16 protein-coding genes are annotated in these 17,090 nt (G+C 64.3%); 8 read left to right on the top strand and 8 right to left on the bottom strand.

Annotation, left to right across the window (positions count from 1 at the left end; translation table 11 throughout):
* Window positions 1–37 precede the first annotated feature (37 nt).
* The 3 genes from P12x_RS18695 to P12x_RS18685 all read left to right on the top strand — a co-directional run bounded on the left by P12x_RS18695 (window position 38) and on the right by P12x_RS18685 (window position 3,089).
* Window positions 38–265 carry a hypothetical protein gene (locus P12x_RS18695; protein WP_435006070.1) on the top strand — a complete coding sequence of 76 codons (228 nt, stop codon included), beginning with the start codon at window positions 38–40 and terminating at the stop codon, window positions 263–265.
* Between the two features lie 138 nt (window positions 266–403).
* Complete coding sequence (locus P12x_RS18690; RefSeq protein ID WP_435006069.1) at window positions 404–2,125, top strand: serine/threonine protein kinase; 1,722 nt, start codon at window positions 404–406, stop codon at window positions 2,123–2,125.
* 91 nt (window positions 2,126–2,216) lie between these two features.
* A complete protein-coding gene (locus P12x_RS18685; RefSeq protein ID WP_435006068.1) occupies window positions 2,217–3,089 on the top strand; it encodes a hypothetical protein in 873 nt (290 codons plus the stop codon).
* A gap of 53 nt (window positions 3,090–3,142) precedes the next feature.
* Here the strand turns inward: P12x_RS18685 and ilvD are convergent, their stop codons facing one another.
* The 7 genes from ilvD to P12x_RS18650 form a co-directional block, all read right to left on the bottom strand.
* On the bottom strand, window positions 3,143–5,053 hold the full coding sequence (ilvD, locus tag P12x_RS18680; RefSeq protein ID WP_435006066.1) for a dihydroxy-acid dehydratase: 1,911 nt from the start codon (window positions 5,051–5,053) through the stop codon (window positions 3,143–3,145).
* Between the two features lie 151 nt (window positions 5,054–5,204).
* Window positions 5,205–5,807, bottom strand: a complete 603-nt coding sequence (locus P12x_RS18675) for a hypothetical protein (RefSeq protein ID WP_435006064.1) — start codon at window positions 5,805–5,807, stop codon at window positions 5,205–5,207.
* A 72-nt stretch (window positions 5,808–5,879) separates the two neighbouring features.
* The gene (locus tag P12x_RS18670; protein WP_435006063.1) at window positions 5,880–6,653 is read right to left on the bottom strand and encodes a hypothetical protein; all 774 of its coding nucleotides are present in this window, start codon (window positions 6,651–6,653) and stop codon (window positions 5,880–5,882) included.
* A 168-nt stretch (window positions 6,654–6,821) separates the two neighbouring features.
* The gene (locus P12x_RS18665; RefSeq protein WP_435006061.1) at window positions 6,822–7,493 is read right to left on the bottom strand and encodes a hypothetical protein; all 672 of its coding nucleotides are present in this window, start codon (window positions 7,491–7,493) and stop codon (window positions 6,822–6,824) included.
* A gap of 245 nt (window positions 7,494–7,738) precedes the next feature.
* A complete protein-coding gene (locus P12x_RS18660; RefSeq protein ID WP_435006060.1) occupies window positions 7,739–8,392 on the bottom strand; it encodes a macro domain-containing protein in 654 nt (217 codons plus the stop codon).
* A gap of 61 nt (window positions 8,393–8,453) precedes the next feature.
* Window positions 8,454–8,969 (bottom strand): hypothetical protein, encoded by a 516-nt coding sequence (locus P12x_RS18655; protein ID WP_435006058.1) that lies wholly within the window; start codon window positions 8,967–8,969, stop codon window positions 8,454–8,456.
* Window positions 8,970–9,001: 32 nt separating this feature from the next.
* Complete coding sequence (locus tag P12x_RS18650; RefSeq protein ID WP_435006056.1) at window positions 9,002–9,553, bottom strand: hypothetical protein; 552 nt, start codon at window positions 9,551–9,553, stop codon at window positions 9,002–9,004.
* Between the two features lie 188 nt (window positions 9,554–9,741).
* On the opposite strand from P12x_RS18650, the gene P12x_RS18645 reads away from it, so the two are divergent.
* On the top strand, window positions 9,742–10,344 hold the full coding sequence (locus P12x_RS18645) for a DUF2239 family protein (RefSeq protein WP_435006054.1): 603 nt from the start codon (window positions 9,742–9,744) through the stop codon (window positions 10,342–10,344).
* A gap of 117 nt (window positions 10,345–10,461) precedes the next feature.
* Window positions 10,462–11,514: a hypothetical protein gene (locus P12x_RS18640; RefSeq protein WP_435006053.1), complete on the top strand. Its 1,053-nt coding sequence runs from the start codon at window positions 10,462–10,464 to the stop codon at window positions 11,512–11,514.
* Here the strand turns inward: P12x_RS18640 and P12x_RS18635 are convergent.
* Window positions 11,459–12,019 (bottom strand): hypothetical protein, encoded by a 561-nt coding sequence (locus tag P12x_RS18635; protein WP_435006052.1) that lies wholly within the window; start codon window positions 12,017–12,019, stop codon window positions 11,459–11,461. The two genes, P12x_RS18640 and P12x_RS18635, sit on opposite strands and share 56 nt — an antisense overlap.
* Window positions 12,020–12,251: 232 nt before the next feature.
* On the opposite strand from P12x_RS18635, the gene P12x_RS18630 reads away from it, so the two are divergent.
* The 3 genes from P12x_RS18630 (at window position 12,252) to P12x_RS18620 (ending at window position 17,086) form a co-directional block, all read left to right on the top strand.
* On the top strand, window positions 12,252–14,570 hold the full coding sequence (locus P12x_RS18630) for an alpha/beta hydrolase (RefSeq protein WP_435006050.1): 2,319 nt from the start codon (window positions 12,252–12,254) through the stop codon (window positions 14,568–14,570).
* A 210-nt stretch (window positions 14,571–14,780) separates the two neighbouring features.
* Window positions 14,781–16,301, top strand: coding sequence for a glycoside hydrolase family 13 protein (locus P12x_RS18625; RefSeq protein WP_435006049.1), 1,521 nt, complete (start codon window positions 14,781–14,783; stop codon window positions 16,299–16,301).
* Complete coding sequence (locus P12x_RS18620) at window positions 16,298–17,086, top strand: class I SAM-dependent methyltransferase (protein WP_435006047.1); 789 nt, start codon at window positions 16,298–16,300, stop codon at window positions 17,084–17,086. Before P12x_RS18625 ends, P12x_RS18620 begins: the two co-directional genes overlap by 4 nt.
* The last annotated feature ends 4 nt before the right edge of the window (window positions 17,087–17,090 follow it).

The raw sequence follows: 17,090 nt of genomic DNA, 5'->3' as shown, positions 1-17,090 counted from the left end.
ATCATTTACCAATCATGATCCGGAAAGGGGCTTGGCGATGTCGCACCGATGGGCTTCGAGGGCCATGCTGTGGTTAATCCCCGTCGCCCTGTTCGCCTGGGCGGCCTTCGAAACCTATCGGGCCTACCTCGACCACTGGGAGGGAAGCCTCCGCGCCCCCCTGATCGCCGGTGCTGTGGCCGGGATTGCATTCGTCATCGCGGGGACGACGATCGTCACGCTCCAGGATCGCGCCGAGGGGGGACAGGCCCGGACAGAGAGATGATCGAGGAGACCGATCGAACCGAGGATCTCGCGAGACAAATGGGTCGAGGGGGAAAGAGGGCATTTGGTCGGACAGGCCCGCGAGTCGTCGACGATTTGACAGCGGAAATTCGCCCAGCGCGACGGGAGTTCGTCGATCATGAATATCAACGACGGTCCGAATCGACGTCTGGAGTGGCTCCGCCAATTCGAAGAAGAGTTCCTCGATCTCAAGTGCCCTGACCTGCTTGATTACGTCGACAGAAGCGGCGCCGACGATCGAGACGAGTTTTTGAGGGCATTGATCATCCGGGAATTGCAGTTGTTCCGGAAGACCGGAAACCTACCAGATCGGGAAGAGTATCTCGCGAAATTTCTCGGGCCGGATCTGGAGATCGCCCGAGCGACGTTCGACTCCGAATCGTCGGAAGAATCCGAACTCATGGACTCGAATCAGGCTGCCACCGACGGCGATCGCGTACCGCCCACGATCAAGGGCTCGGCCGGTTTCGGCTCCCGACGGCCGGGAGATACCATCGGCAAATACAGCATCCATGAGTATCTGGGCGGGGGCGGGATGGGGGAAACCTACAAGGCGAAACACCAGGAGATGCCATCGAGGTGGGTCGTCTTGAAGCTGATTCGCGAGCACCTGGTGACGGACAAGCACTTCGTGGCCCGCTTTCAGCAGGAAATCGACCGGCTTGCCGCATTGGGGAGCCACCCGAACGTGGTCATGGCGCTGGATGCGGGCGTCATGGACTCATGCCCTTATTTCGTCATGGAATATGTGGATGGCGAGGACCTCGCCAAGGTAATCAATCGAAGCGGGATCCTTCCGATCATCGAGGCGTGTCGCCTGGCCCAGCAGGTCGCCCGGGGCTTGCAACACCTCTCGGATCACCAGACGGTCCACCGGGACATCAAGCCGTCGAACCTGCTTCGGTCCACCAGGGGATCGGCCGTGAAGATTGCCGATTTCGGCCTGGCCTTCCTCGTCCAGGGCGGTTCGACAATCACACTGCCCGGAGAGACATTCGGGTCGCCCGATTACATCTCGCCGGAGCAAGCGACGAACTCCCACTCGGTCGATATTCGAGCCGACATCTACAGTCTCGGATGCACGCTCTACCACCTCCTGGCCGGGCAGCCGCCCTTTCCCGAAGGCAATGCCTACCAGAAGCTACTCCGCCACAGCAAGGACGAGCCGATGCCCGTCGAGAGGCTGCGCCCCGATCTGCCCCCCGGCCTGGCGAACGTCATCCGGCGGATGATGGCCAAGCAGCCCGAGAATCGCTATCCGACCCCCGCCGAGGTCGTCGAGGCCCTCGAGATTTACACGCACCCCACCGAATGTCCCGTGAATCGTGGGAATCGACCGAAACGAATCGGGCTCGCTACGGTCGTGTTGGTACTCCTCCTCTTCGCCGGTCTCCTCACTTATCTCAAAGTGCCGAAGGACGCTCCCCGGGCGCTCCACATGGTCTACACGGACCAGGCCTGGGATTACTACCGGGCGAAGGACTACAAGAAGGCAATCGAGGCGGCCAGTCTTTGCGTCAAGGACTTTCAGGGCGATGCGAATCGAATCCAGAAGCAGTTGCTCAACCAGTCGATCGACTTCCCCGAGGGCAAGGCCAGCCCCGAAGTCAGGGACAAGATCTTCCAGAATGGCGTATTGAATGATGTCGCCACCTGTCTCTGGATTATGGGTCGTTCGCTCGAAGAAACCCAGGAATCCGAACGAGCACGTCAGGCCTACCAGCAAGCCGCGCTCCTCAACAAAGCCCGCTGCTGGAATCCCGACGACCAATCCTTCTGGTCACCGGGACTCAAGGCCAATGACACCCTGGAGGCACTCGGCCCTCCCTCAGGCCAATGACGACGGCCTCTCGCGATCCGGACGGTTTGACCTCGATGTTTTCCCCGATCTCGCCTCACCAAGGCATCCCCTGACGCGAAGGAGTTTCGACGTGAAAGTCCCCCGGGCACTCACCACGATCGTCCTGGCTTCGGCGTCCATGGCGACCTTCCTTGCGTGGCCCACCCGGGCCGATCGGCCCTTGCATGAGCGGGAGACGGAAGCCGCCTGGAAGGCGTTCGTATCGGGACAATACATGCTCGCCATCGAGCACGCCGATCGTTGCATCAAGGAGTTCCGAGGCACCGCCAATCGCAAGCAGGCCGAACTGAAAAAGGGACGGACCAAGGTCCCGAACGGGATCGTCTCCGACGCCCTGAAGAAGCAAATCCACGGCAATGGCCCGCTGAATGATGTCGCCACGAGCTATTACATCAAGGGACGTGCGTGGGATCGTCTGAGCGACAAGGGAAAGACCCAGGTCGCACTACTCGAAGCCATCAAGTACCCCGACGCCCGGAGTTGGGATGCCAAGGGGGGCTGGTTCTGGGCGCCGGCCGAGGCCGCCGAGGATTACCTGACGAATCCCGAATGGGCCGACAAGCCCCCCCACGAGATCTATACCGCCAAGGCCTGGGCCGCCTACGTGAGCGATAAATTCCCGGCCGCTGCGCTCTTTTCGAACCGGTGCATCGTCGAATTTCAGAGCGGGGCAACCGCCATGCAGAAGTCGCTCTTGGCCCAGGGGGCCGTCTTACCCATCGGCGAAGCCAACGAGGAGGAGAAGCGTCAAATCGCGCGGAACGGGTTACTCAATGACGTCGCGACCTGCCTGTTCATCAACGGGCGAGCTTCGGAGGAGTTGGGGGATAAGGAGGCTTCCCAGAAAATGTATGAGCAAGGGAAGAAGATGTCCCTTGGTCGATGCTGGGATCCCCAGGGCTGGTACTGGTCGCCGGCCCAGGCCTGCGCCGAACACCCCTGAAACGGAAGGGGTGACCCTGCCGAGGCCGGGTCACGGGCGATCATCGACCTTCCTCAATCCCACTTCAGGATCGCCCCGGTGTCGGCGCTGGTGGCCATCGAGGCATACTTGGCCAGATAGCCCTTGGTGAACCGAGGGGCCGGCTTCGTCCACGACTCCCGGCGAGTCGCGAGTTCTGCGTCGGTCAGCTTCACGGCGAGCTTGCCGTTGGGGATGTCGATCTCGATCAGGTCGCCATCGCGGAGCAGGCCGATCGGGCCGCCGACGGCCGCCTCCGGGCTGACGTGGCCGATCGAGGCCCCGGCCGTCCCCCCCGAGAACCTCCCGTCGGTCACCAGGGCGCACTTGTCGCCGAGGTTGACCCCCTTGATCGCGGTGGTCGGGGCCAGCATCTCCTGCATCCCCGGGCCCCCCTTGGGGCCTTCATAGCGGATCACGACGACGTCGCCGGCCTTCACCTTGCCGAAGACGATCCCGTTGTAGGCGTCGATCTCGCTCTCGAAGATCACCGCAGGCCCGGAGTGGACCAGCATCTTGGGGTCGACCCCCGCCGTCTTCACCACCGCGCCGTCGGGGGCCAGGTTCCCCCGGAGGACCGAGAGGCCCCCTTCCTGCGAGTAGGCCCGATCGCAGGGCCGGATCACGTCGAACGGGTCGAAACCATCCGAGCCCGGCCCATCGGGACTCTCGGCCTCCCCCTCGGCTTCCAGGAGGGCCAGCCCGGCCACCTGCGAATCTTCGCTGGCCCTCACGCTCGGGACCGTCCAGGCCTGATTAGTCCGCTCGCCGCCGGGCCGGACCCGCGTCATCATCCGGGCCTCGGCTGCGGCCGTACTCCTCCGGGTGTCGTACTCGTCGATGTTCTCGCCCAGCGACTTCCCGGTCACGGTCCGGCAGGACAGGTCCAGCAGGCCCGGCTTGCCTCGGGCGATCTCGCCCAGGATCGCGTGGATGCCCCCGGCGCGGGCCACGTCCTCGATGTGATAATGGCTCGAAGGGGCCACCTTGCAGATGTTCGGGGTCAGGCGGGCCAGCTCGTGGATCCGGTCCAGCGTGAAGGGGACGCCCGCTTCGTAAGCGATGGCCAGGATGTGCAGCACGGTGTTGGTGCTGCCGCCCATCGCCATATCGAGGATCATCGCGTTGTCGAAGGCGCTCGCGGTGGCGATCTCGCGAGGGAGCAGCCCGTGACCCGTCCCGAGCCTGCCGAAGTCGCGGGCCATCGCCACGATCCGCTTCGAGGCCGCCTCGTAGAGCGTCTTGCGGTCGGCCGAGGTCGCTAGGATCGTGCCGTTGCCGGGCAGGGACATGCCCAGGGCCTCGGCCAGGCAGTTCATGCTGTTGGCGGTGAACATCCCCGAGCAGCTCCCGCAGGTCGGGCAGGCCGCCTTCTCGATCTCGTCCAGCTCCTCGGCCGAGATCTGCCCGCTCTGCCGCTTGGCCCCGGCGACGAAGGCGTCGATCAGGTCGATCGCCTTGCCGTCGGAGGTCTTGCCCGCCTCCATCGGCCCGCCCGAGACGAACACGGTGGGGACGTTCACCCGCATCGCCCCCATGAACATCCCCGGCACGATCTTGTCGCAGTTCGGGATGCAGATCATCCCGTCGAACCGGTGGGCCTCGATCATCGTCTCGACGCTGTCGGCGATGATCTCGCGGGAGGGGAGCGAGAACTTCATCCCGTTGTGGCCCATCGCGATCCCGTCATCCACGCCGATCGTGTTGAACAGGAAGGGGACCCCGCCAGCCGCCCGGACGCACTCCTTGACGTAGTTGCCCACCTCCTGGAGGTGGACGTGCCCCGGGATGATGTCGACGTGGCTATTGCAGATCGCGATGAACGGCTTATCCCAGTCCCCCTCGCCCACCCCGGTCGCCCGGAGGAGGCTCCGGTGCCCCGCGCGGGCGTCGCCCTTCTTGATCGTGTCCGAACGCATGGAGGGGGCGGTGGAATCGGCGGGCATGGGAGGAGTCCGGTTGAGGGTCATCGGAGAGTCGGCGAGTTCGCACGCGAATGTTCCAGTTTATCCGGATCGCACGGAGGTTCCAAGACGAGCCGATCCCGTTGGAGGATACGAGATTACAATTAGAGCAATAGGACCGTGGGAGATCGCCTCATCGGAGGAACTGGGCTGCATACCATCCCCACAAAATGACGTCGAATTCCACCAGGACCCATCCGGCATGATGCTTCCAGGCGGCCAGCCGGTCGACGGGCCTACTCCCATAGAGGGCCAGTAGCACCACGATCACCAAAGTTAGCTGGGCACCCTCCACCAACATTTGTAGGCCCGCCACCCTTTGGTGCGGATGAGGAAAGTAGAAGAGTTGGCTCGTCGTAAGCAGGCCGGACCAGCACCAGAGCAGATGGCCCGACGCCAAGGATTCGCCACGCCGAATCCGACGAGCCAGGACAGCCGGCCCCAAAAGTTGCGCGACGACCCACGTCCCGAATGCCGCCCCGGTCGCCAGAGATCGCCAGGAAGTAGGCTCACGAAGCGTCCAGAAGCCCGCCGCAGTGGCAAACGGGGCGACGAGCACGATACTCCGAATTGGCCACCTCGCCACCTGGTCATCGCACCACCGGGCCACGAAGAGGACCGGTAGCCAGAAGACGAGAGTCGTGAACAAGACGAGCAGGATCATGTCGATCGTAAAAGGGATCAGGAAAGCTGTCAGGGCCACGGCGATCATCATCTGCCCGACTGTGGATCGCATGCCTGGCACTTTCACTACCGCCCTCCTGGTTCGGTTCATTCGATCTATTTGACTTTCCTCGGAAGATATCCCTCACCGATCGCTGATGATCGTTCGCCCGTCCAGCATGAACTCTCGGAGGTTGGGCATCGCCTTGATGAAACGGCCTCGAGCCTCCCAATCGACGCCGGGCGTCGGCCCTTCGATAGATAGCCTCTCCAGGGCTTGCAGTTCAGTCAAACGCATCAGACCCCCCTCGGTGAGCGCCGCACCGTCGATCGTCAGGTTACTCAGTCGGTCCAGATTGGCAATAATGCCTAGATCCGCCTCCGTTGCGGCCGACGAATACCAGCCGAGCGACCGAAGCTTGCTCAAGGCTCCGAGGTGCGGTAGAAAGCCCTTCGCGTCGCCGCCTTTCCCTACGTTGAATTGCTCCAGGTGACTCAGCCGCCGGATCTCGGCCATGCCCTCTGCCGAGGGTGGGGTCGGACCCTCGACCGAAAGGGAAAGGACTCGCAGGCCTCGCAATCGCCCGATATGGGCCATCATCCTATCGTCGGCCGCCTTCTGAAACAGGGAAACGCAGATCGGCGTGTCGAAGTAATGGGGCCCCAGAACCCAGCGTATCCCTAATGAGTCGCCGGGCGGAGTCGGCTTCGCGAGGAAGTTGAGCCCTTCCCAGTTGTACCTGACATAACCATGTTCGCGCATGATCGCGTGGACCGCTTCCCGCTGGAGCCGGGCCCGATGCATTGTCCAACCGAGCCCTCCCCCGACGATGAGCACCAGGGCCATCATCGCGCGGACGCTCAGGCGGACGGGAAGGTGTTTCCACCATCGTCGCCGAATTGAAGCGGAGTTTCCCATCGATACTCCATAATCGAGGACCTCGGATCGAGGCGAGTTATCGTCCCGCATTGCCTCGAATCGGGGTTGGTAACCACTCGCATCCCAACCCTCGTCGATCCTTCACCGATCGCGGAATCGGGCCGGATCCAGGCCCGGAATCGCGTCGCACGCAGATGACTTCGACGATCAATCCCACCAATAGTCGTTCACCACCTCCTCGACCTTGCCCCCACTCATCATGACCCATCGACGCCAGTAACTGCTGGTGTCCCCCGCGCCTCGGGAGTATTCCCAGGTCCGATTTCCTTCGCCTGACCCATCCATGGTATAGAGCGGGCGACCGATCAACGCCTCGACCTGCCCGGAGGTCATCCCGACGCGGATCTGCTGGAAGCGTGCCTCGTTGTACTTCTCCGAGTAGATCGTGCCCGAGTCGATGGCGATCCAGCGGATCAGGCCGAGGGTGATCCCGAACTCGGCCACGGCGACCATCGTCCCTTTCGTGGACCTCGGCAAGAGACGGACCGGATCCTCCCCGGCGCGACGGAACCACCCGAAGGCCGCCAGCAGGAACCTCGTCGAAGCACCGATGGCGATCCCGATCCCGGCCACCAGGGCGAAGGGCAAGGTATCTCGGGCCGCCAGCATGTCCTTCTCGACGAAAGGCCGCTCGTATCCGCACGCGATCGCCGCGACGTGGACGACATAAAGGCTCAACCCGAGCGGCAACCAACAAGGCCACGATCGGCCCGCGTGACGGTACCCCAAAACGGCACCCGCCAGCAGATAGGCGTAGCCCGTCCCGTTGAAATCGCCCGAATAATGGACGTCCGCCAGCCCCACCGACAGACCGACCAACGACGCCTCCAGGACAGGGCGGAGGAACACGTGCACGCCGAATGGCGACAGACCAAGTTTCGCGGTGGAAGGGGGAGAGCTCGAGTTCAAGCTCGATGTATCCATCATAGGACCTTCGCCTACCGGGTGGCGTGTCACTCCTGCCCATCGGAAAACTCGCGGTAAATCCGCCTGTTTCAAGAATTCGGGACAGGCATTCGCGTCGCCTCGTCGTGCCTTGATGTCTCGCATTTATTGTTCATAAGTCAACGAATGCGCCTTTCAGACACCTTCGGTTCGAGCGCGAACGGGGCGAAGGCCGGATGGACGACCTTCCGCCAGCCTCCGCCAACGATCATGTCGTACGCCGCTCTCATCTGCACCGCCGACTCCTCCGCGGACATCCCGCCGACCCCCGTGCACAGTCCGGGAATCGCCAGGCTGGTGATCCTTTCCTGGCCGTTCTTTCTGTGGTCCAGGGCGGCCGCCAGGGCCGCCCTCATCGCCAGGTAGGCGTTGATCGTCCCTCGGACATCTCCCGGCACCCGCATCGTCGGGGCGACCACCAGCGAGGGGTAGCGCCGGCTCGACATGTCGAGGACCGTGGCCTGGCCGACCGGCAATTCGCCGTAGAACCGCTCGGCGATCCGTTCGAGCACCGCCGGCTGGGCCGCCCCTTCGTAGAAGCGGTCGATCGCGTGGTCGATCCCGCCGTCCATGAAGCCGAAACTGTTGGCCGGGCTCACCAGGGCGTCGCAGTCGAGTCCCAGCAAGTCGCCCTCCAGGACTTCGACGCCCTCCGCATCGCGGAACAGGTCGGCGAGCCGCCCGGCGACCTCCGGGCTCCTGTCGCACAACGAGACCCGCACGAGGCCGGTTGCCGCCCCGGAGCCGAACGGCTTGTGGACTTTCATTCTCATCCTTCGGGCCTTCCCGATGAGGTATCGGAGCATCGGGCCTCCTTCGGAATGGTAGATCTGATCAGTTTACGTTGATGAAGGTCGTGGCGAGCCCGTTCGAGCCCGTCCGACCGAATACGTCGCTCATCTCCTGCTCGAAACGCAACGCATAAGAGCCCACCTTCGGAGGGGTCATCTCGAAAATGTCCGTCCCTCGATGCCCGGCCGAGCCGACCTCGCCGGAACGCACCCAGCGACTCCGCCGCTGCTCCTGGTAAACCTTGGCGAAGTTGGTCGGGTCGGTCACCCTCACCACCACATCGACCCGGAACCACAGCCCGGCGGGGAGCCATTGGGCCGGGTCGCTGGTGGAGTCCTCCTGCATCCGGATGGGTTGGCGCGCCGGATAGTTCGGGAACGTATCACTCGACGCCGGACGGACGAGGACCGACGCCCCGAACATCGACACCCCTTCGGGATGGCGATAGTGCCAGAGGAGCCTTTGACATTCCGGGAAAACATAGACGAGCCCCAGCGCCGCCAGGGCGACCACGGCCATCATCCGGCGGATCGAAAGGCGAATTCGCGGAAGCCTCATGGAGTGGTCCCGTCAAGTCTCATGATAGGTCATCACCTCCCCTTATCGGTCTGATCAGGAGGGAGTTCAAGCATTGCAGGAGGACGATCCCAGACCCAGAGCAGTCCAGCCTCGCTGAACCCTAGCGGGTCCGCATCAACGAACCCAGCGACATCCGACCAGCACTCGAACGGCTCGTATTCGCTCTCGATCGCCCCAGTGTTGATGTGAGGCTCCGGGGAGCCTGGATCGTCGAGGAACTCCCGAATCACCCGCCCGTCGCGGATCGCCACAAGCTCGGCATAAGGGATGGCGTCGTTGTAGCCGACGTACAAGATCTCATCCATGCCAGCGAATACCAGCCATTTGTTCGCCGGGATCGCCCCCAGTGCCCCCGATAAGTCTTCGAAGAGGGTCCACCCGGCGACCTCCGAGATGAGGACCGCATTTCCCCGCCACATCCCTCGATCGTCGCACGCCAGCCGGATCGCCTCGCTTACGGTTGCCGGAATCAGCGGACCAACCTTCGCAAGGTGGTTCCAGGTGGCGAATCTTTTCAGAGCGTCGCTCAGCGGGACATTGAGTCGGCAATAGCTGGGGTTCATCAAGTAGTTCCGTTCCACCGATTAATCGGATCTTATGGCAGGGTGAGTATCGCTCCCGCCGCACTCCGAATCCATTGGGCGATGTCCATCCTGGCGGAATTCGAACTATTTTACCCGGGTAAAATTGACAAAAATTTTTATCCGGGTAATATTCCTCCGAAGCTTCTGTTCTTTAGGAGGAATGGATCGTGGAAAACGACGGGCGGAAGGCCTATACGGCCTTCGAGGGGCATCGACTCCTCGCGACCGGCGACCTGATTAACGTAGCCCTAGAAGCGAAGGCGGCCAGCGACCGAGAGGGGGCGGCTCGGGTCCTTCTCTTTCGGGACGACACGGGCAAGGCCTTCGATTTGAACTACCGGGGGACTCCGGAGGAAGTCCGCGAGCGGATCGCGCGAGAGATCGACGATCGCCGCGAGGCGGATCGCGAGCCCTCCGGGCCGAAGGGGCCGGGCCGTCCCAGGCTGGGCGTCGTGGCCCGCGAGGTCACGCTCTTGCCGAGGCACTGGGAATGGCTGAACGACCAGCCGGGCGGGGCGTCGGTCGCCCTCCGGAAGCTGGTCGAGGAGGCTCGGAAGGCCAACGAAGGGCCGGATCGGGTCCGCAAGGCTCGCGAGGCGGCCTACCACTTCCTCCTCCACATGGGCGGCGATCTTCCCGGCTTCGAGGAGGCGACTCGGTCCTTGTTTGCCGGGCATCGCGAGCGATTCGACGAGCAAATCGAAGGGTGGCCCGCCGACGTCCGGGACCATGCCCGGAAGCTGGCCGCTCCCTCCTTCGACCCAGCGTAAGGGGCGAATCGATCATTATTTGGTACTGATGAGGTTCGAAGGGGGGTCGATCTCACGATCTTGAACAGGGAGCGACCACTTTTTCTCGATCGACAACCCTTCGACCGGACTCTTGCCATGCCATGCAGCCCCGAACAACTGGCCGCCAATCGCCGGAACGCCCTCAAGAGCAGCGGGCCGAAGACGGAAGAGGGGAAGGCCCGGTCGCGGGCCAATGGCCTGAAGCATAGCTTGACGGGGCAGGGGGTGGTGATCCCTCCCGAGGATGCCGAGGAGGTCGCTCGACGTTCGGAAGTCCTCGAAGCCGAAATGAAGCCTTCGAGCGAGCTGAGTCGGATCCTCATCGGTCGGGTGGCCGCCCTCTCGGTCCGACTGGAACGGTCGGTCCGCCAGGAGTTCGCCGCCGTGGCCGAAAAGGTCAGGAACGCACGGGCTGACTTCGATGACGCCCGACGCTCGGAAGTCGAGCATATGCTTTCGTGGATCACCGCCGAGCCGGCCACCTATGCCCGGAGGCTTCGCCAGTCGCCCGAAGGGGTCGACGCGGTGATCCGGGCCTTGCTCGACGTGAAGGCCGACCTGACCGATTCCGACGACCGGATCTGGCATCATGGCCACTTCGAGCGGATCGAGAACCTGGTTGGGCGGCGGACCACCGACTTCCCCGCCTCGCCGATCAAGGCCGTCTGCCGCGCCGCCTGGGGCGACTTCTCGCTCCTGAGTGCCGTCGAAGGTGTGGGGCTGGTGGATCGCGACCGCCGAGCATGGGCCCGAGACCGGGTGGCCGAGTATCTCGACGAGGAAATCGCGAGGCTCCAGGCCCTCCGACGATCGATCGACGTCGAGGCGATCGAGCGCGACCGGCTCGAAGCCTCCGAGCGTGCCCTCTTCGACCCTTCGAAGGAAGCCACGCTCGGCCGGAAATACGAGGCGGCCACCGAGCGTAGCCTCTTCCGGACCCTCCGGGAGATTCGGGAAACCGAGGTTGACCAACCCGAAACCGACGCAAACCCCGATCCTGAAAAGATTCCCGTCGAATTGGGTTCGTCTTTACAGGAGCGAACGTGGTCGGTCCCGGGCCGGTCTCAGCCGATCCCGAAGGACTCCCGGACGCTCATTTCCATCGGTAGTGACCGATTATCAGACCGGCCAGGAAGGCGAAGAAGATAGCCAGGATCGCGAACAAGGCCCAGGTCACCGCCGCCGTCCGGGGCAGGATCACGTCCCGCCGCCGGATCGTCGGGTCGTCGACCAGTGTCGATCGTCGACGGGTCCGAGTCCCTGAGACCAGGGGCGACCCGGCGGGGTCGGGGATTTCCAGCAGTCCCTCAACCGGGACCGTCTCGTCGATCGGATCGGGCGGGCCCTCCTCCTCGAAGCTGGTGGCCGCGGCCAGGAATGCGATCGGGTCGGGCTGGTTGGGGTCGATGGTGGGGGGAGGCGTGATGGTCCGGGGTGTGTCGACCAGGCGGTCGGTCTCGATCTGGAGCCCGAGGTCTTCGAGCTGGATCGAATCCTCGACCGACAATTCGGGGGGCGTCTGCTCGTCGAAGGGGCTGGGGACGATCAATTCGGTCCCGCATCCCGGACACTTGACCACCTTGCCGATCCGGGCGGGCGAGGCCTTGAGCAGTTTTTCGCACCCGTAGCAACGAAATTTGAACAAGCTGGACATCGAGGACGTCTCCCGGTCCGTGAGGGTCGCGATCATCGCCCGATCCCCCCATCCCAGACTAAGGAGATTGGGGTCGACTCGCCAGGTCCGGACGGTCAGGACCCCGATCGATCCTCGGAGGCTGACTCGGACGCTTGACCGGGGCGAAGCGGGTGTCAGAATGAAAACTGGGCCGTCGGGCCGGCCCATCGCGACGATCGACGGATCTGGTCCCGAATCAAGGACTTCACGCATGGCAGGCAGTCATCGATTCCGATCCATCGCGATGGCCTGGCTCGCGACCTCCGCCGCGATGGTCGCCGGGCTCTCCGGGACGTCCGTCCGGGCCGATACCGTGCTCCTCAAGAACGGGACGGTCTATCGGGGGACGGTCGACCAGGACAATACCCTGGCTTACGTCTCCGACAATCTGAAGCGAGTCATCTTCTATAACTCGAAGATAGCCAAGATCGAATCAGACGCAGGCTTCTCCCAGAACGAGCGGTTCGAGCTGATCCAGCCGCTCGACGTCCACGCCGGGGTGATGCCTTCGGTCGCGCTGGGCATCAAGAGCGGCCCCTGGGACGCGAAGGGTCGCCGGAGCTTCCAGTATTTGAACGCCCGGCAACGCCCGGTCCAGATGCAGCAGGCGATCAATATCCTGACCCCTTACATGGTCAAGTACCGAGGGATCGACGGGTTCTGGGTCGGCCAGGTCGCCACCAGCCAGGTCCCCCGCCCGGTGATCCTGGGCCTGCTGGACAAGGTCGATCGGAAGAACCAGAACGAGCGGCTTAAGATCGCCCGCTGGTTGATCCAGGCCGACTGGTACGCCGAGGCCCGCGAGGCGCTCGACGGCCTGGCACGGGACTTCCCCGAACTCAAGTCGAACGTGGAGGACACCCGGAGATCGGTCCGGGAGCTGGAGTCCCGCGAGATCCTGGACGAGGTCGCCATCCGTCGGAAGGGGCTCCAGCCCCGGAAGGCCCTGGAACTCCTCCAGGCAATCCAGACCGACGACCTCTCCAAGGATCTGGCCGACCAGATCCGGGATCAGATCCGGGCCGACCGAGATCGGTCGGCCCTCGACCGCCAGCAGGCCGACGCCCTCCGTGAGCTGGCCGAGAAACTGAGCGAGGAAGATCGGAAGGCGTGGAAGGTCCTGCTGGCCGAGGTCCTGGAAGTCCTGGCCCATGCCCCCGACGTCGCACGGCCTCGGCTCGAAGCCCTGGCGAAGGCCGAGTCCTCCCTGACGGCCGAGGCCCGGTTTGCCCTGGCGATGTCGGGCTGGATCGTGGGAGCCGACGCGGCGATCGACGACCTCAAGCGGGCCGGGGAGCTGGTCAGGGCCCGCGACCTCGCCTCGAACTACCTCGCCGCCCAGGACGAGACGGCTCGATCGGTCGTCCTGGACGACCTGAGGAAGATCGAGAATCTCGACGTCGACACGATGGCCCGGATCGTGACGAAGAGCGCCCCGCCGCAGGCCGACCCGGACCGCGAGCGCGAGAAGCCCGGCCAGTTGAAGATCCATCGGGTCCGCAACGATGATAATCCGGTCCCCAGCGAATACGGGGTCGTGCTCCCTCCGGAGTATCATCCTCGACGGAGCTATCCGGCGATCCTGGCCCTTCATGACGGCCGAGGCCCGAGGACTGCGGTCGACTGGATCTCCGCCGAGGCCGCTCGTCGGGGCTATATCGTGATCGCTCCCGAGTATCTCGTGCCCGGCAGGGGCCGGAGCTACCATTTCAGCTCTGCCGAGCACGCCGCCGCGATCCTCTCGCTCCGGGATGCCCGGAAGCGGTACGCCATCGACTCCGACCGGGTCTACGTGGCCGGGCAGCTCGCCGGGGCCGAGATGGCCTGGGACTTCGGGCTGGCCCACCCCGACCTCGTCGCCGGGGTTGTCGCGATCTCGGGGTTCCCCGGGAAGTATGTCTACAAGTACAGGCCGCAGGTCGCCGATGTCCCGCTCTACATCGTCCTGGGCGACCTCGCGCCGGCGGCCAAGGAAGTGATCCTCGACCAGTTCGTCCGGCCGATGATCGAGGACGTCCTGGATGTCACGTACGTCGACTATCTCCGGAGGGGCCTGGAGGAGTTGCCCGAGGAGATCCCCTCGTTCTTCGACTGGATGGACCGGAGGACCCGCGATCCCGCCCCCAAATCCTTCGAGGCCGCCACCGCCCGCGAGGGAGACGACCGATTCTTCGGGGTGATCGTCCGGGAGCTGGCCCCCGATCGATCGACCTCACCCGAGGCCGCCGACCCGATGGGCAAGAATCTCCGGCCCGCCACCATCAAGATGAGGAGCAGCGTCACCGGGAACCTGATCAACCTGAACACCTCGGGCGTCAACCGGCTCGACCTCTGGGTCAGCCCCAAGCTGATCGACTTCAAGAAGCAGTTCACCATCCGCCACAACGAGCGGACCGTCTACAAGAGCCCGAGCAACGCCTCGGGGGTGGATTACGTCGACCTGCTGACCGATCTCCAGGTCCGGGGCGACCGCCAGCAACTCTACTATTTCAAGGTGCCCGCCGAAGCCCCCAAGGGCCGAAGTCGTTGATCCTCGACGCGTCCCCTCGACGGATCCCTGCCGATTCGATCCCTTCGGGCATAAAGGCGGCAGGAGACTCCCGAAATCCCGCCATGATATTCGGCCCGGCTCGACGGCGCGCGGGTCGCATGGGATAGTCCACCCGGTCAAGATTACCCCCGATCCTGGGACGAGAGTAAGGACTCTTCCCTCGATTGCGAGCCGTCCACGGAGCCGCCGATGTCAGAGCCTCAGACGCCCGATTGGGTTCGTGATGCCATCTACTATCAGATTTTCCCCGATCGGTTCGCGCGAAGCTTCTCGGTCGAAAAGCCGGCGCACCTCGACGAATGGGGCTCCCCGCCGACCCCTCGAGGGTATCAGGGGGGCGATCTGATCGGAGTCCTGGAGCACCTGGATTACCTGGGCGACCTCGGGGTCAACGCGATCTACTTCACCCCGATCTTCCAGTCGGCCTCGAATCACCGATATCACACCCACGACTACTACCGGGTCGACCCGATGCTCGGGGGCGACCCCGCCCTCAGGAGGCTGATCGACGCCGCCCACGAACGGGGGATGAAGGTCGTCCTCGACGGCGTGTTCAATCACGCGAGCCGTGGCTTCTTCCAGTTTCATGACATCCTGGAGAATGGGCAGGACTCGGCCTACCTCGACTGGTTCACGGTCCACGGCTGGCCGATGAACGCCTACGACCACGACCAGGCCCCCGGCTATAACGCCTGGTGGGGGCTCCATGCCCTGCCCAAGTTCAACACCGACACCCCGGCCGTCCGCCGGTTCCTCTGGGATGTGGCCCGACACTGGATCGACTTCGGGGCCGACGGCTGGCGGCTCGACGTCGCCCATGAGATCGACGATCGGTCCTTCTGGGCCGAGTTCCGCCGGTCGGTCCTCACCAGCAACCCCGAGGCCTACATCGTCGGCGAAGTCTGGGAGTTCCGCCCGTTCGACCAGCTGACCGACTTCGCCGAAGGGGTCGACCGGGCCGACGAGGCGACCCGATGGCTCCGCGGCGACTGCTGGGATGCGGTGATGAACTACCTGTTCACCCGGATCTGCTTCGCCTACTTCATCGGCGAGGGGATGGACCTCGAAGCCCTGGGAAAGACCAGTTTCCACGGGCTCGACACCCCGGGAGCCCCGGCCTTCCGACGCCACATCGAGAAGCTCCTGACCCACTATCACCCGAACAACTCGGCCGTGATGATGAATCTGCTGGGGAGCCACGACCTGGCCCGTTACCTCCACTTCGCCCGGGGTGACAAGTCGGCGCTCCGGCTGGCGACCCTCCTCCAGATGACCTTCCCCGGAGCCCCCTCGATCTACTACGGCGACGAGATCGGCCTGGCCGGGGGCCACGACCCCGACAATCGCCGGGCCTTCCCCTGGGATCGACCCGAGACCTGGGACCGCGACCTTTTCCACGACTTCCAGAAGTTCATCGCCCTCCGAAACCAGCGTCCCGCCCTCCGACGAGGGTCATTTACGTTCCTCTACGCCGAAGGAGACGTTGCCGCCTTCCTCCGCCAACTCGACGACGAATCGGTGGTGGTCGTGTTCAATACCGGGAGAGCGACAAGCCGGGTCGACCTCCCTCTGGAGGGCCGAATCGCCGAAGGCTCGGTGCTGGAGGAAACCTGGTCGCACGACTCGGCCCGGGTCGAGGGCGGCCACTTTCGGCAGGTCGAGCTGGCCCCTCGGTCGGGGAGGGTCTTCGCGACCCCGAGGCCCCGATGAACGAACTCACCCCGCCCCCCGACTGGCGGCTCCCCGAAGGCGTGAACGCCTCGCTCTGGTCGTACGCCCACTCCGACCGGCTGGCGGCCGACGAGGACGATTACTTCAAGGACCACTCCCTCTTCCGGGCCGACGCCGAGGCGCTGGACGCCCGATTCGTCGAGCCCGGCCCGCTGGTCGACCTCGGCTCCGGGGCGGGACGGCATGCGATCGGGTTCGCCGCCAAGGGGTTCCAGGTCACGGCCGTCGACCTCTCGGCCAGCATGCTGGCCCGGGTCGCCTCCAAGGCCGACCGGCTCGGGCTGGAGATGGCCTGCGTCCAGGCCAACCTCTGCCGGCTGGCCTGCTTCCCCGACGAGTCGTTCACTTATGCGTTATCCATGTTCAGCACCCTGGGGATGATCCGGGGCCGAGGCCCGAGGAGGTCGGCCCTCCGGGAAACCTTCCGGATCCTGAAGCCGGGCGGCCGACTTGCCCTCCACGCTCACAATGCCTGGCTCAACCTGCGCGACCCCCAAGGCCGTTTCTGGCTGATGGGCCAGGGTTTGCGGTCGATCCTCCGGAGGCCCGACGTCGGCGACCGGAAGATGACCTATCGGGGAGTCCCCGGGATGGAGGTCCACCTCTTCACCTGGCGAGAACTATCCGGCGAACTCCGGGCCGCAGGATTTCGGATCGACGAGGTCCTGCCGATCGACGCCGTCCGAGCCCGGCCGATCGTCCTGCCCTGGATGGCCCATGGCCTGAGGGCCGGGGGGTGGATCGTCTTTGCCAGCCGCCCGTAGGCAT

It is taken from the genome of Tundrisphaera lichenicola, assembly GCF_051175385.1.
Lineage (GTDB): Bacteria > Planctomycetota > Planctomycetia > Isosphaerales > Isosphaeraceae > Tundrisphaera > Tundrisphaera lichenicola.
This window is presented reverse-complemented; position numbering and strand designations above follow the sequence as displayed.